The sequence below is a fragment of the Arthrobacter pasteuri genome (assembly GCF_054510955.1).
In genome coordinates, this window is sequence record NZ_JBTNDO010000001.1 from 740757 (window position 1) to 755197 (window position 14441).

15 protein-coding genes are annotated in these 14441 nt (G+C 68.8%); 2 read left to right on the top strand and 13 right to left on the bottom strand.

Annotated features, from left to right (window positions below; translation table 11 throughout):
* Positions 1-91: 91 nt before the first annotated feature.
* The 9 genes from atpA to ACX80H_RS03560 all read right to left on the bottom strand — a co-directional run bounded on the left by atpA (position 92) and on the right by ACX80H_RS03560 (position 8431).
* Positions 92-1723, bottom strand: coding sequence for a F0F1 ATP synthase subunit alpha (gene atpA, locus ACX80H_RS03520; RefSeq protein WP_459311057.1), 1632 nt, complete (start codon positions 1721-1723; stop codon positions 92-94).
* A gap of 84 nt (positions 1724-1807) precedes the next feature.
* A complete protein-coding gene (locus ACX80H_RS03525; RefSeq protein ID WP_459311059.1) occupies positions 1808-2620 on the bottom strand; it encodes a F0F1 ATP synthase subunit delta in 813 nt (270 codons plus the stop codon).
* Positions 2620-3174, bottom strand: a complete 555-nt coding sequence (locus ACX80H_RS03530) for a F0F1 ATP synthase subunit B (protein ID WP_459311061.1) — start codon at positions 3172-3174, stop codon at positions 2620-2622. Before ACX80H_RS03530 ends, ACX80H_RS03525 begins: the two co-directional genes overlap by 1 nt.
* A 49-nt stretch (positions 3175-3223) precedes the next feature.
* Positions 3224-3439: an ATP synthase F0 subunit c gene (locus tag ACX80H_RS03535; RefSeq protein WP_019481292.1), complete on the bottom strand. Its 216-nt coding sequence runs from the start codon at positions 3437-3439 to the stop codon at positions 3224-3226.
* A 74-nt stretch (positions 3440-3513) separates the two neighbouring features.
* Positions 3514-4335, bottom strand: coding sequence for a F0F1 ATP synthase subunit A (atpB, locus tag ACX80H_RS03540; RefSeq protein WP_459311063.1), 822 nt, complete (start codon positions 4333-4335; stop codon positions 3514-3516).
* 85 nt (positions 4336-4420) lie between these two features.
* A complete protein-coding gene (locus ACX80H_RS03545; RefSeq protein ID WP_459313357.1) occupies positions 4421-4726 on the bottom strand; it encodes a hypothetical protein in 306 nt (101 codons plus the stop codon).
* Positions 4727-4736: 10 nt separating this feature from the next.
* A complete protein-coding gene (locus tag ACX80H_RS03550) occupies positions 4737-5246 on the bottom strand; it encodes a Cg1360 family ATP-synthase-associated protein (RefSeq protein WP_459311065.1) in 510 nt (169 codons plus the stop codon).
* Positions 5247-5393: 147 nt separating this feature from the next.
* Positions 5394-6416, bottom strand: coding sequence for an MraY family glycosyltransferase (locus ACX80H_RS03555; RefSeq protein WP_459311067.1), 1023 nt, complete (start codon positions 6414-6416; stop codon positions 5394-5396).
* A complete protein-coding gene (locus ACX80H_RS03560; RefSeq protein WP_459311068.1) occupies positions 6413-8431 on the bottom strand; it encodes a polysaccharide biosynthesis protein in 2019 nt (672 codons plus the stop codon). Before ACX80H_RS03560 ends, ACX80H_RS03555 begins: the two co-directional genes overlap by 4 nt.
* 178 nt (positions 8432-8609) lie before the next feature.
* Between ACX80H_RS03560 and ACX80H_RS03565 the strand changes: the two genes are divergently transcribed.
* Together ACX80H_RS03565 and ACX80H_RS03570 are read left to right on the top strand one after the other, a co-directional pair.
* Positions 8610-9593, top strand: a complete 984-nt coding sequence (locus ACX80H_RS03565; RefSeq protein WP_459311070.1) for a glycosyltransferase — start codon at positions 8610-8612, stop codon at positions 9591-9593.
* On the top strand, positions 9590-10612 hold the full coding sequence (locus ACX80H_RS03570) for an NAD-dependent epimerase/dehydratase family protein (protein ID WP_459311072.1): 1023 nt from the start codon (positions 9590-9592) through the stop codon (positions 10610-10612). Before ACX80H_RS03565 ends, ACX80H_RS03570 begins: the two co-directional genes overlap by 4 nt.
* 6 nt (positions 10613-10618) lie before the next feature.
* On the opposite strand, the gene ACX80H_RS03575 is transcribed toward ACX80H_RS03570, so the two are convergent.
* From ACX80H_RS03575 to prfA, 4 genes are all read right to left on the bottom strand, one after another.
* Positions 10619-11347 (bottom strand): L-threonylcarbamoyladenylate synthase, encoded by a 729-nt coding sequence (locus ACX80H_RS03575; protein WP_459311074.1) that lies wholly within the window; start codon positions 11345-11347, stop codon positions 10619-10621.
* Positions 11348-11409: 62 nt separating this feature from the next.
* Positions 11410-12414 carry a glycosyltransferase gene (locus ACX80H_RS03580; protein WP_459311076.1) on the bottom strand — a complete coding sequence of 335 codons (1005 nt, stop codon included), beginning with the start codon at positions 12412-12414 and terminating at the stop codon, positions 11410-11412.
* Positions 12411-13283, bottom strand: a complete 873-nt coding sequence (prmC, locus tag ACX80H_RS03585) for a peptide chain release factor N(5)-glutamine methyltransferase (RefSeq protein ID WP_459311078.1) — start codon at positions 13281-13283, stop codon at positions 12411-12413. Before prmC ends, ACX80H_RS03580 begins: the two co-directional genes overlap by 4 nt.
* Positions 13284-13285: 2 nt before the next feature.
* Positions 13286-14365, bottom strand: a complete 1080-nt coding sequence (prfA, locus tag ACX80H_RS03590) for a peptide chain release factor 1 (protein WP_459311080.1) — start codon at positions 14363-14365, stop codon at positions 13286-13288.
* Between the last annotated feature and the right edge of the window lie 76 nt (positions 14366-14441).

Sequence of the window (14441 nt, forward strand, 5' to 3'; positions counted from 1 at the left end):
CTTGTCCTTTCCTTCGCTCCCGGTGGGGGAAGCGATCAGGCCAGGGTCCTGCACGCCGGGAGGGGTCGGGCCCCTCCCGGCAGCAGATCCTCTAGCGCTTGTGCCTGACGATCTTTTCCTGCTCGACCGAATCGGCGTCGATCGCTTGGTGCTCCTCGTGACCGGGGTGGATGCCGTTACCGTGACCGAAGAAGCCCTGCTTGAAGTTCGTGATCTGCGTCTTCAGCTCCTCGACGGTCGAGTCCTCGAGCTTGCCGGTCTGGGCGAGCGTGGTGAGGATCGGCGAGGTGTGGCCGAGGTGCTCCAGGAACTCCGTCTCGAAGCGGTTGATGTCCTCGACCGGTACGTCGTCGAGGTGTCCGTTCGTTCCGGCCCAGATGGAGACGACCTGCTGCTCCACCGGCATCGGCGAGTACTGACCCTGCTTGAGCAGTTCCATCAGGCGGGCACCGCGTGTCAGCTGCTGGCGTGACGCCGCATCCAGGTCGGAGGCGAACATCGCGAAGGCCTGCATGTCGCGGTACTGGGCCAGGTCGAGCTTCAACGTGCCCGAAACCTTCTTCATCGACTTCACCTGTGCGGCACCGCCCACGCGGGACACCGACACACCGACGTCCACGGCGGGGCGCTGGTTGGCGTTGAACAGGTCCGACTGCAGGAAGATCTGGCCGTCGGTGATGGAGATGACGTTGGTCGGGATGTAGGCAGACACGTCGTTCGCCTTCGTCTCGACGAGCGGGAGCCCCGTCATCGAGCCTGCACCGAGCTCGTCGGAGAGCTTCGCGCAGCGCTCGAGGAGGCGGGAGTGCAGGTAGAACACGTCGCCCGGGTAAGCTTCACGTCCCGGCGGGCGCCGGAGCAGCAGGGACACCGCACGGTAGGCCTCTGCCTGCTTGGACAGGTCGTCGAACACGATGAGGACGTGCTTGCCGCCGTACATCCAGTGCTGGCCGATGGCCGAACCGGCGTAGGGGGCGAGGTACTTGAAGCCCGCGGGGTCGGAGGCGGGAGACGCGACAATGGTCGTGTACTCCAGCGCACCCTTGTCCTCGAGGGTCTGGCGGACGGCTGCGATGGTCGAAGCCTTCTGGCCGATCGCCACGTAGATGCAGCGGACCTGCTTGTTCACGTCGCCCGAAGCCCAGTTGGCCTTCTGGTTGATGATCGTGTCCACGGCGATGGCTGTCTTGCCGGTCTGGCGGTCACCGATGATCAGCTGACGCTGGCCGCGGCCGATCGGGATCATCGCGTCGATGGCCTTGAGCCCGGTCTGCATGGGCTCGTGCACCGACTTGCGCTGCGTGACGCCAGGAGCCTGGGTCTCGAGCGCGCGGCGTCCTTCGGCGACGATCTCGCCGAGGTCGTCGATGGGCTGGCCGAGGGGGTCGACCACGCGGCCGAGGAACGCGTCGCCGACGGGAACGGAGAGGATCTCGCCCGTGCGGTGTACTTCCTGGCCTTCTTCGATTCCGTTGTAGTCACCGAGGACGACGACACCGATTTCACGGGTGTCGAGGTTCTGGGCGAGTCCGAGCGTGCCGTCCTCGAACCGCAGCAGCTCATTGGCCATGACGGAGGGAAGACCCTCGACACGGGCAATGCCGTCACTGGCGGTGGTGACGCGTCCGACTTCGACGCGCTCCGCGTTTCCGGGCTCGTAGGACGCCGCAAAGTCGTTCAACGCACTACGGACGTCTTCGGCGTTGATGGTCAATTCGGCCATCTCAGTCCCTGCTCTCCTGTGTTGTGATCACCAGATGCGTGGCGACCGGGGTGTGATTCAGTGGGTGTGACAAGGCGCGCGCGCCTATCCCGCCAGTCTGCGGCGGAGTTCGGACAAGCGCGTGACCACGGTGGAGTCGACCATTTCGTCTCCGACGCTGACACGGACTCCCCCGATGAGTGAGGGATCGACGTTCACATTGACCTTGAGCTCGCGGCCGTACATCACGTTCAGCCCGGCTTCCAGCCGTTCGAGCTGGCTTGCCGTCAGCGGACGGGTGACGCTGACGTTGGCAATCCAGCGCTGCTGGCGTGCGGCGACGAGTTCGAGGAACCTCTCGACGAGGGCCGCCGGCTTCAGTCCGCGCGGTGCCCGCACGGCCTGCGCGATGAGGAGCCTGCCGGCAGGTCCTGCCTGGGGAACGAGCTTCAGGCCGAGTGCGACCTTCGACTCCGGCGCCGCCTGCGCTTCGGACAGGGCGCGCTGCAGCGCGTGGTTCGAGGCGACTACCTGCATGAAGGAGTACAGCTCGTTCTCGAGCTGGTCCAGGCCCTCCACCCCGCTGCCCTGCTCGGCGACCGAGATCACCACGGTCGCCGCGAGGGTCTCCAGGGCGTCCCCGATGTCGCGTGCGTTGGCCCAGCGCTGGCTGACGAGGTCCTTGACCACGTCCGCTGCGTCGGGCGAGACGCGACCGGCGATGAGCTGGTCGACCAGCACGGCCTTGTCCTTGCCCGTGCGGGACGGATCGGTCAGCGCGCGGCGGAGCCCGGCATTGCTGTCGAGGATCGCCAGCACGCCGAACAGGTCCTCGGCCAATGCGAGGGTTGCGCCCGGCAGTCGGGACTCCAGTCCTTCACGGACCGTTGCCAGGGAGACGCTCGATACTCCTGCCATTACTTCGCTGCACCTGCGCTTTGCGACGACGTCTCGAGGTCGGCGAGGAAGCGGTCGATCACGCGCGCCGAACGGGCGTCGTCCGCGAGGGACTCCCCGACGATGCGGCTTGCGAGATCCGTGGCGAGCGTACCGACCTCGGCGCGGAGCGAGACCACGGCGGCCTGGCGCTCGGCTTCGATCTGCACGTGCGCCTGCTCCGAGATGCGTGCCGACTCGGCAGCAGCCTTCTCCTTGAGGTCCGCGAGGATCTGCGCACCTTCGGCACGGGCTTCCTCACGGATCCGGTTGGCCTCGGTGCGAGCCTCCACGAGCTGCTGCTTGTACTCGTCGAGCGCCGCGTTGGCCTGGGCCTGGGCGGCCTCGGCCTTAGCGATACCGCCTTCGATCGCCTCCGTACGCGCTGCGAAGGTCTTCTCGAACGCCGGCATGACGAACTTGATGACGATGAACATCAGCACGGCGAAGCCGGCAAGCGTTACAAGGAATTCCCACCAGTTCGGTGCGAGCGGGCTCGATCCCTCTTCCGCCGCCATAATTGCTGCGTTAAGCATTTTTCACCCGTCTTTCTTCAACGTGTCTTCGATCGATCTGGACGGGGTGTCAGGCGCCGATGACGAAGGCGAAGACGAGACCCAGGATCGCGAGGGCTTCGGTCAGTGCCAGACCGAGGAAGGCGATGGGCTGGAGGACACGCTGTGCCTCAGGCTGGCGAGCTACGCCATTGATGTAGGCCGCGAACACGAGACCGACACCGATACCACCGCCGATTGCGGAGAGACCGTATCCAACGAGGTTGAGGCTACCCTGTACTTCCATTGTGTTCCTTTCAAGATGCCGCTTGCTGCGACAGGTTGTTTGGGATCATCCCCGACGGGGAAGACTTGTGTGAATCAGTGGGCGTCGGCGTGCAGTGCGCCTTCGATGTAGATCGCGGCGAGCAGCGTGAAGACGTAGGCCTGGAGGATCATGATCAGCGCCTCGAGCATGTACATGGCGACGGCTCCGACGAGGACCAGGACGCTCGTACCCTGCAGCAGGATGTTGCCGGTGGAGACCATGTACTCGATCGCGGAGCCCGCCAGGGTCACGATGAGGTGACCGGCGAGCATCGTCGCGAAGAGTCGCAGTGAGTGGGTGACCGGGCGGACGATGAAGTTCGAGATGATCTCGATCGGCACGACGATCGGCAGGATGTACCAGGGAACACCCGAGGGGACGACGGCCAGCTTGAAGTAGCGCAGACCGTGCTTCTTCACGCCGATGCCCACCCACAGGAGGTAGAAGATCGCCGCGATGGCGTAGGCGCTGCCCGGGTGGGAGAAGCTCGGCAGCTGCAGGAACGGGATGGCGCCGAAAATGTTGTTCACCAGCACGAAGAAGAAGGCCGTGAACAGCCAGGGGACGTACTTCAGGAAGTCCCTGCCGCCGATGATGTCCTTGCCGATGGAGTTGCGAACGAAGCCGTAGGCCGACTCACCGAGGAACTGCACCTTTCCCGGAACCAGCTGCTGGCGGCGGGATGCGACGAGGAAGAAGGTCGCAATGAGGATCACGGACAGGACGACCATGAGCATCTGCTTGCCGAAGCCGGGGTCGAACCAGACGCCGTAGGAGTCACCCCAGGGGAGGATGTCCCGGTAGTGGGTGTCCTCGATCGTCGGGGCTACGAATCCCTCTTCGGTAGTTGCGGCCGGGAGCGCAAGCGCGATCAACGCGTTTCCTCTCTGCAGTGTCCATCGTTGGGCAAGATCTGTTCGGCCGCAGCGTGACTGGTCCGACTCTTTAAGTTATGGGGATTCACTCGCGTTCAGCCTCGGTCCCGGGCACGGTCCGCCCGCCTCGCGGCTTCGGGGTGTGGTTCCGGGTGAGGTTGTGCATGTGGGAGAGGTAGAAACCCCCTGCTGCACCTAAGAACGCTCCCGCCAGCACCAACCAGCGCATGTCGAGGAGATTATCCAGCCCCCAGCCTATCAAACTCCACACCGCGATCCCGCCAATCATGTAGCTGAAGACGGCGATGCCGGCGTTGTACCCGCCGTTGGAATAGCGCGCGTCCACGTCCTGGGGCGGCGTTCCGGGACCCTCGTCCGGGTCGGGCGTGATGCGGGCCACGTCAGCGTCCTTCCGTGGGATCGGCAGACGGCGCTGCGCCCGCCGGCGCGTCCGGCGCCGCGTCGTCGTACAGGGGTGTCCTCAGGCGGGAGAACGCGAAGACCTCCGCCACCTGCCAGGCGACGACGGTCGCGAGTGCTCCGGTGAAGAACCAGGTGCGGTCGAGCCAGCCCGGCGTCCCGAGGAGGAACAGGACGGCGGCGAATCCGACGACCTTGATCGCGTAGGTGACGGCGAAGAGCCCGAGCGCCCCGGAGGGATTGGTCCTGCCGGTGAAATGCCCGATCAGGAGACTTATGCCGAAGAAGGCGACCACCAGCGCCGCACCGAACAGCACGCTTGCACCGGCTGCGGAGGAGGTCGCGAGGGTCGCGGCGACCGCGAGCACCAGGGCGATCGCCCCGCCTGCAGCGGCGCTCCTCGCGAGGATGCGCAGCCAGGGGGACGCCGTGGCCTCCGCCGCGGCCACGAGGGGCTGGGCTCCGTTCGCCGGGTGCTCCGGTCGTGGCACGTGCTGGTCCGCTCTGTCGGCTGCGCCGTCCGGCGCCCTGCTGGCCCTCCGCCGACGGCGTCGGGAGGGTGGTGCGGATGCGCATGGAGAACACGCCGCACCGGCGCCTGAAATTCTACCGCACGGCGGACGGCACTCCCGGAGCTGTCAGGGCGTGGCAGCCGTACGGCGACGGGCGAGCGCGCGGAAGATCCGCGGAGAGTAGAGGTACAGGGCGACGACGGCGGCGGCGAAGAGCGAGGCGGAGACCGCCAGTGGCGCCGCTGCAGTGGCGAGCACGAAGCCGGCCGCCCCCGTCAGAGCGGACAGGATGCTGACGAGGAGTGACACCTGCACGTGGCTGAGGCCGGTGTCGGTGAGCCGCTGGTACACATGCTGCCGGTGGGCGGTGTAGAGGCGCTCACCGCGGCGGGCCCGGCGGACGAAGGTGGTGAACGTGTCCGCGAGGTAGATCAGCACGGGCGAGAGCAGGTATTCGAGGTAGACACCCGCCAGCAGGCCGGTCACGGCGATCGCGGCGACGGACGCCCCCAGGAGGTAGCTGCCGACGTCCCCGAGGAAGACGAATCCCCGGCCGAGGTTCCAGGGCAGGAACCCGGCGAACGCCGCGGCGACCACGAGCCCCGCGACCGTCAGCCACAGTTGGTCGCTCAGCACGCCGGCGTAGGAGTAGAAGAGCCCGACGACGAGGCCGTGCATGCCCGAGATGCCGTTGATCCCGTCCATGAAGTTGGCGGCGTTGATGTAGGTGGCGACGGCGATCGCGCCGATGGGCACCCACCAGTAGCTGCTCTCGTCGATGGTGGTGGCGAGCGCCGCGGTACCGACGGCACCGATCAGGAGCTGCGCGGAGGCGCGGACCCGGATCGGCAGGCCGCGGAAGTCCTCCATCCACCCGAGAACGGCCGATGCCCCCACCATGCAGATGATGACCAGGATCAGCGACCGGTCGACGGCGACGAGGCCGGTCGCGAGCGAGAGCACCAGGGCGACGAGGATCGCCACCGCTACCGCCACCCCCATCCCGCGGATCACGACGGTGCTGTGCGAGGAGCGGTGGTTCGGTATGTCGATGACGCCCAGCCGCTTCAGCAGGGGCTTCACGACGGTGGGCAGCGCGAGCGACAGCCCCAGCGCGACGGCGCCGACGACTGCCAGGAGCGCCGTCACGAGTGTCCTCCGCCCGCCCGCAAGGGCGTCGGGTGCGAGGGCGTCGGGTGCGGGGTCGTCGGGTGCGCCGCCGTCGCGCCCTGTCCGTCGTGCCGGACGGCCCCCGGCCCGATGGAACCCTCGGGCGAACCGTCGGAGGGACCCCCCGGGGATCCGTCGGACGGGGCGATGCTGCGGCGGCCGTCCCCGAATCCGCCCTCGTCCTTCCACTCCGCGAGGCTGAGTTGCTGCGGATCGAGCGGCGCCACGGAGGTGTGCGAGATCTTGGGGTGCAGGGGCCGGGAATCGTTCTCCCCGACGCCGATCAGGTCCTCGTGCATCTTCTCGCCCGGCCGCAGACCCGTGAAGACGATGTCGATGTCCTTGCCGGACATCGCGATCATGCGCTGGGCGACGTCGAGGATCCGGACGGGCTCGCCCATGTCGAGGATGAGCACCTCCCCTCCCCTGCCGATCGCCCCGGCCTGGACCACGAGCTGGCAGGCCTCCGGGATGGTCATGAAGAACCGCGTGACCTCGGGATCGGTGACCGTGATCGGGCCGCCCGTGCGGATCTGCTCGGTGAAGAGCGGGAGCATCGAGCCACGGCTCCCGATGACGTTCCCGAAGCGTACGGACACGTACTTCTGACCCGTCCGCTCCGCATGCCAGGACGTGAGCTTCTCCGCGACGCGCTTGGAATGGCCCAGGACGCTCGTGGGATCGGCCGCCTTGTCCGTCGAGATGTTGACGAAGTTGGTGACGCCGACGGCTGCGGATGCCCGAAGGACGTTGAGGGAGCCCTGGACGTTCGTCTTCCAGGCCTCCTCCGGATACTGCTCGAGCAGCGATACGTGCTTGAGCGCTGCGGCGTGGAAGACGACCTGCGGCCTGCGGTCCTCGAAGATGTTCAGGAGCGCGTCCGCGTCACGGATGTCGGCCAGGACGGTGTCGCGGCCGGTCAGCAGGCCGCGGCCTGTGAGGGAGATCTGCGTCGACTGGAGCCCGGTCTCGTCGCGGTCCAGCATGATGAGCTCGGCCGGCGCGAAGCCGGACAGCTGGCGGCACAGCTCGGATCCGATCGAGCCGCCGGCACCGGTCACGAGCACGCGCTTGCCGGTGATGTAGCCGGCCACCTCGTCGGGGTGGATGTCGACGGGGCGCCGCCCGATGAGGTCCTCCACCGCGACCTCACGGAAGTCCGCGATGCCGGCACCCGCCGCGCCGAGCATGTCGCGCAGGGGCGGCAGGACCAGCACCTTGATGCCGAGTCCCTCCACCAGGTCCGAGACCCGGCGCACCTGGGACGCCTCGACGTCGGCAAAGGCGATGACCAGGGCCGATGCCTGCGTCCGGACTGCGACCTCCCGCAGGTCGTCAATCCTGCCGAGGACGGGCACGGTGGACAGCCGGAGATGCTTCTTGGCGGGGTCGTCGTCGATCAGGCCGACGGGGAAATAGGGGGACTCGGGATCCTGCATCATGCGGACCACGAGGGAGTTGCCGAGGAAACCGGCACCGTAGATCAGTGTGCGCTGCGCGTCCTCTCCCGGTTTGGCCTTGCTCTCCACGTACATGCGCTTGAGGTAGCGCGTCGCCGCGAGGAACATGCACGCGAAGGGGAAGGCGATGACGCCGATGCTTCGCGGGACCTCGATGACGGTGAAGAACGCGACGCTGACGAGCACCAGGATCACGGCGACGAGGACGGCGACGATCACCAGCAGTTTCGCCTCGTGGAAGCTGCCGAAGCTGTATCTTCCCCGGTACAGGGCGAAGCTGAGGCCCACCACCAGTTGCGCGACGACGGCCACCGCGCAGAAGGTCGCGATGCCGGCGACGTTGATCTCCTTCACCAGCAGCTCGTAGCGCAGGATCAGCGCGAGGACGATGGCCACGATCCAGGCCGCCGCATCGAGCAGGTACTGCGACCACAGCCAGATCGCCGGCTTGTCCCCGGAGGGAGTTCCGGCAGAGCCTGGTGTCCGGGTGGAAGCCCGGCCTTCGTTGAGTCCCATGATTCCTAACAGTGTCATGCAGACCACCACCGCGTTCCCCCGAGGTGCGGCCGCCGGGGCCCGGCACCGGGAGGGCAGGGCCGGTCCGGCCGGGGGTGGAACACGGTGTAATAGACTGCTATTACCCGAGAATACTAACTGCACCGCCTGTGCCGGGCCTGTTGGCACAGCCCTGGCGCGGCCCGGAAGGAACACGTTGCACGTCCCCGACGCCGGCACTCCGCGCGTGTTCATCGTGATCACCACCTTCAACCGGGCCGCACATCTCGCGGATCTCCTCGACTCCGTCGCTGCCCTCGACCCGGCACCGTCCGGAGTCGTCGTCGTCGACAACGCGAGCATCGACGGCACCGCGCAGCTCCTCGCGGAGGTCGACCTGTCGGTTCCGGTCCTCGTGCACCGACCGGCCCGGAACCTCGGAGGCGCGGGTGGATTCGCCGCCGGCGTGGCCCGCGCCCTCGACGAGGGTGCCGACTGGCTGTGGCTGATGGACGACGACGTCGTCGTCCTGCCCGACGCCCTCGCGTCCTTCGAGCCCTGGATGCACCGCTATTCCTGCATCCACGGCCGCCGGTACGACACCGAGGGACGGCCGTTCTTCTGGCAGCACACCCTCAACGAGTTCCTCGGCGTCCACCTGCCCGTCCGCGGGGACGTCTTCGCGCAGTCACCGGTCTTCCATACGAACGTGGGCTGTTTCGAGGGCATGCTGGTGGCCGCCTCCGTGGTGCGTGAGATCGGGCTGCCCGACGCGCGGTTCTTCCTCAACGGCGACGACCTCACCTACGGCTGGCTCATCGCGCAGCGGTACCCGGTGGCGTATGTCGACGCCTTCGTCCTGCGGAAGAACCGCGCGCAGCGCCAGGTGGACCTCGGGGTCCGGCACCTGAACGACTCGAGCGACCTGTCACGGTTCTGCGGCATGCGCAATCGCGGCTACCTCGCGCGCTATCTCCGGCTCCATGGCCGCTATCACCGCGCCGGATTCGGCGCCGGGACCGTCCTGACCGCGGCGAAGGAGCTCCTGCGGCTGGTCGCCGTCGAGCGATCCCTCTCCGGAGCGTCCTCCCTCTGGCGCGGCTGGCGGGCCTCGCGAGTCATCCTGCGCGACCCGGACTGGACGCCCGAGCCGCCGCTCTCCCTGCCCGGCGCGTCCGGCTCGATCGGGTCCGCTGCATGAGCTGGCTGGTCCTTGGCGGTTCCGGTTTCGTCGGGTCCGCGGTGCTCCGCGCGCTCCGCTCCTCCGGGATCGAAGCCGTCGCCGCTGCAGCGCCGCGCCTCACGGCGACGGCGGGCACCGCGGATGCCGTCAGCGAGGCCGCGGCACGCATCGACACCGCGGAGCTGGAGGCGATGCTGCAGGGCCACGAGGTCGTGGTCAACGCGGCCGGTCTCGCCACTCCCTCCGCGTCCGGCGGAGCGGACCTGCTGGGCGCGAACGCCCTGCTGCCCGCCGTCGTCGCCCGTGCCGCAGCAGCCGCGGGAGTCCGGCGCTTCCTCCACCTCAGCAGTGCTGCCGTGCAGGGCAGGACGCCGATGCTCGACGAGACGGACACCGTCCGCCCCTTCTCCGCCTATTCACGCAGCAAGGCCCTCGGGGAACAGGCACTCGCCCTGGTGGCGGCCGGTCTCCCCGACCTGTCGGTGGTCACCATCCGTGCCACGTCCGTGCAGGGGCGGGGCAGGCCGACGACGGCGGCGCTGGCGCGGCTCGCCCGCTCCCCCCTCGCCTCGGTGGCCGCTCCCGGCAGCGCCCGGTCCCCCGTCACGTCCGTCGAGGCCCTCGCCGACCTGGTCCTCTCCGTCGGCCGGCACGAGGGACCGGTACCGCCCAGGGTGCTCCAGCCCTGGGAGGGGCTCACCGTCCGTACCGTCCTCGAAGCCGCCGGGGGGCGACCCCGGGTGCTGCCTGCAGCGCTCTGCCGGCTCGCGGTCGGGAGCGGGTACGCAGTGTCGTCCGTGCTGCGCGGACGCCTGGATGGTTCTGTCCGCCGCGTCGAGCTGATGTGGTTCGGCCAGGACCAGGTGCCGGGATGGGCTGCGGCTCAGCATATCGTCCCGGAAGCGCGGGCGCGCGACGTCCTTGCCGGGGCACAGCAGGATCGGACCGGACCGGACGGGCCTACCGGACCGGGTGCCGAGGGGTCCCGGGAGGACCCGGGTCCGCACGCGGGACCGCAGGACGCCCCCCGCACCTGACGCGCGTCAGCGGCCGGAGGGCGCCTGGCCTACGTCATTCCCGGCGTCGGTCCCGGCGTCCGTCGCGGCATTCCCGCCGCGACCGTCGATACCGACGACGTCCGGGATGACCTCCCGGAGCCGCTCCAGCGGGAGGGTCCCCTGGCGGACGACGCGCAGGACCTCGCCCGTCGCGTCGACGATGGTCGACCCCGAACCGTCGGCGGCCGTCCGCGGTCCGGCGTCGAGGTAGACGGCTACGGATTCGGCGAGCTGCGCGGCCGCGTCGGCTGCCGTGGTCGCAGCGGGCTGACCGGTCCGGTTCGCGGACGACACGGCCAGCGGACCGGTGATGGTGAGCAGCTCGAGCGCGACGGCGTCGTCCGGCATGCGGAGTGCCACGGTTCCCATCGTGTCGCCGAGGTCCCAGGTGAGGGATGGCTGGGCATGGCAGATCAGCGTCAGGCCCCCGGGCCAGAACGCCTCGGCGAGCCTCCGTGCGTCCGGGTGGATGTCCGTCGCGAGTCCGTCCAGCGTCTGGATCCGGGGGATGAGGACGGGCGGGGGCATGTTCCGGCCACGGCCCTTGGAGGCGAGGAGGGTGGCGACGGCCTGCGGGGAGAACGCGTCGGCACCGATCCCGTAGACGGTGTCGGTGGGCAGGACGATGCACTGCTTGAGCGACACCGCCCGCTGGGCAGCCGTCAGCCCCTCTCTGCGTTGGACGGGATCGGAGCAGTCGTAGCTGGTGGTCACGAACCCATCTTTCCATTCGTGCGCGGCGCTCCGCACCTCGGGAGGCGGCGCGGCCTTCCCGGTCAGGACGACGGCGGCGGACCGAAGCCCGTCCCCCGGAGGCCCGCCGAATAGGCGGCGAACCAGGCCCGCAGTCCCTTGATGTCACGCTGCGTGACGAACCAGTAGGGGAAGCCGATGACGTCCGCGCCGAACCACCGGAGGTTACGGTACTTGCGGGCCAGGTAGGCCCGGTTGCGGAAATAGGAGAACCGCTTGAAGTCGCCCTCGGGGATGACCGGCGTGATGAAGCCGCCGAAGATCGGCTTCATCTCCGACCAGGTCGCCGGGTGGCGGACGGCCACCGTCGCCAGCGTCCCGTACGTCAGGCCCGCCTTCCGCACGCGTGCCAGGAAGTCCACCTCGTCGCCGCGGATGAAGAACTTCATGTCGGGCAGTCCGATCTTCGCGAACACGTCGGCCCGGACCAGCGCACCGTTGAAGAAGTGCACCATGCCGGGCAGGTAGCCCATCGGCTCCAGCTTCGCCCGGTCGTTCGTGAGGAGACCGTTGATCCGGAAGTTGAAGGACAGGCGCGTGGGATCCGAGGTCGCGGCGACGAGGGGGCTCACGATATCGAGGTCGTGCTCGTGCGCCGCGCGGAGCAGTTCGGCGAGGCAGCGCTCGTCCTCGGGGTGGCCGTCGTCGTCCATGAGCCAGATCCATCGGGCGCCGCTCGCGATCGCCGCCAGGATGGCGAAGGCGAAGCCGCCGGCACCGCCGAGGTTGGCTTCCGAACGGAGGTAGTGGATACTCCCGGCCGCGGCGTCGACGACGGCTGTCGCGGGCTTCGTGCCCGAGTCGACCAGGGCCACGGTCGCGATCGGCGCGCTCTGCGCCGCGAGGGACCGCAGGAGCTGGGCGAGCTCCTCGTGCCGGTCGTAGGTGACGGCCGCGACCGCGACGGTATCACCCGACATGCCGGCGCCCCTGTCGGCCCCGGTGTCGGCCGCTCCTCCAGTGTTCATTTCTCCGGTGCCCATTTCTCCGGCGTCCATTTCTCCGGCGTCCATGGCGGATCCGGTCATCGGCTTTCCTTTCCGGTCGTGTCCAGCGACACGCTGTCGGAGCCGAGCACGGCGCTCGTCGCGCGGTCCCGACCGTTGAGGTCCTGATGCGTGCGGATCGTGCTCCACAGACCCGACTGCCGGAGGAACGCGGCCACCCAGGGCGCCTGCACCTCCGCATGCTCCATGACGAAGTAGCCGCCCGGGCGGAGGAGGCGCGCCGCGGAGGAGGCAGCGGCCCGGGGCAGCTCCATCCCGTCCGCTCCCCCGCCGTAGAGCGCCATCTGCGGATCGTGCTCGGCCACCTCGGGCTCGTTGGGGACGGCGTCCGCGGGGATGTACGGCGGGTTGGACACGACGATGTCGAACGATCCGTTGTGCGCGGGGAGGGCCGTCGCGAGGTCACCGCGGGTCAGGTGCACCCCGAACCGCTCCAGGTTGGGCGCAGCCCAGGCCAGTGCGAGGTCGCTGAGTTCCACGGCATGGACGCTGGCGCCGGGCACCTCGTCGGCGACGGCCGCGGCGATCGCGCCCGACCCGGTGCCCAGGTCCACGATCTTCGGGGCCTCGAGGCCTGCCGCATGGTCGATCACGAGCTGCGCGACGGTCTCGGTCTCGGGCCGCGGCACGAAGACCCCGGGGCCGACCGCCAGGTCGATGCGCCGGAAATGGGCCGTACCCGTGAGGTGCTGCAGCGGAACGCGCCGGGCCCGCTCGTCGACGAGTGCGTCGAAGCCGTCGGGTACCGCCGCACCGGTCAGGGCAAGGGCCCGGAGCCTGCCGCGGGAGACACCCAGCAGGTGGGCGGCCAGGAGTTCCGCGTCGACGCGGGGACTGGGAACACCCGCCTCCCGGAGCTGCCGCTCTGCCGCCCGCAGGGCCTCCTCCACGCCTACTCTTCCGTGCCGATGGCGTCCAGGCGGGCCTGCTCGTCCATCTCGATCGCGGACTGCACCACGGGCTCGAGTTCGCCGTTCATGACCGCGTCGAGGTTGTAGGCCTTATAGCCCGTCCGGTGGTCGGCGATCCGGTTCTCGGGGTAGTTGTAGGTACGGATGCGCTCCGAGCGGTCCATGGTGCGGATCTGCGACTTCCGAATGTCGGAGTTCGCGGCGTCGATCTTCTCCTGCTCGTGCGCGAGGATGCGGGACCGGAGGACGCGCATGGCGGCTTCACGGTTCTGCAGCTGCGACTTCTCGTTCTGCATCGCGACGACGATCCCGGTGGGGAGGTGGGTGATGCGCACGGCGGAGTCGGTCGTGTTCACCGACTGCCCGCCGGGGCCAGAGGACCGGTAGACGTCGATCTTCAGGTCGTTCTGGCTGATCTCGACCTCCTCCGGCTCGTCGACCTCGGGCAGGACGAGGACACCCGCGGCCGAGGTGTGGATACGGCCCTGCGACTCGGTGACGGGCACGCGCTGCACACGGTGCACGCCGCCCTCGAACTTGAGCCGGGCGTAGACGCCCTCGGCGGGATCGTTCGAGGACCCCTTGATGGCCATCTGGACGTCCTTGTAGCCGCCCAGGTCGGACTCGTTGGCCGAGATGAGCTCGGTCTTCCAGCCACGCGACTCGGCGTAGCGCGCGTACATGCGGAGCAGGTCGCCGGCGAACAGCGCGGCCTCGTCGCCACCCTCGCCGCCCTTGACCTCGATGATGACGTTGCGGCCGTCGTTGGGATCCCTCGGGATCAGGAGCCGGCGCAGGCGCTCCTGCGCGGTGGCGAGTTGCTCCTCGAGCACGGGCACCTCGGCGGCGAACTCGGGGTCCTCGGACGCCATCTCGCGGGCCGCCTCGAGGTCGTCGTTCAGCGCGCTCCAGCGGTTGTGCGCATCGACGATGCGGCCGAGCTCCGCGTACCGGCGGCCGAGCTTCCGGGCCAGCGCCTGGTCGGCGTGCACCGCGGGGTCGGCGAGCTGATCCTGCAGCTCGGAGTGTTCGTCGAGCAGTCCCTGGATGGACTCAAACATCGGGTGTACCTCTTTCGGCTGTTACAGCCAGTCTACGAAGGACGAGACGGCAGACATGACCGGAATCCCTCGCGGA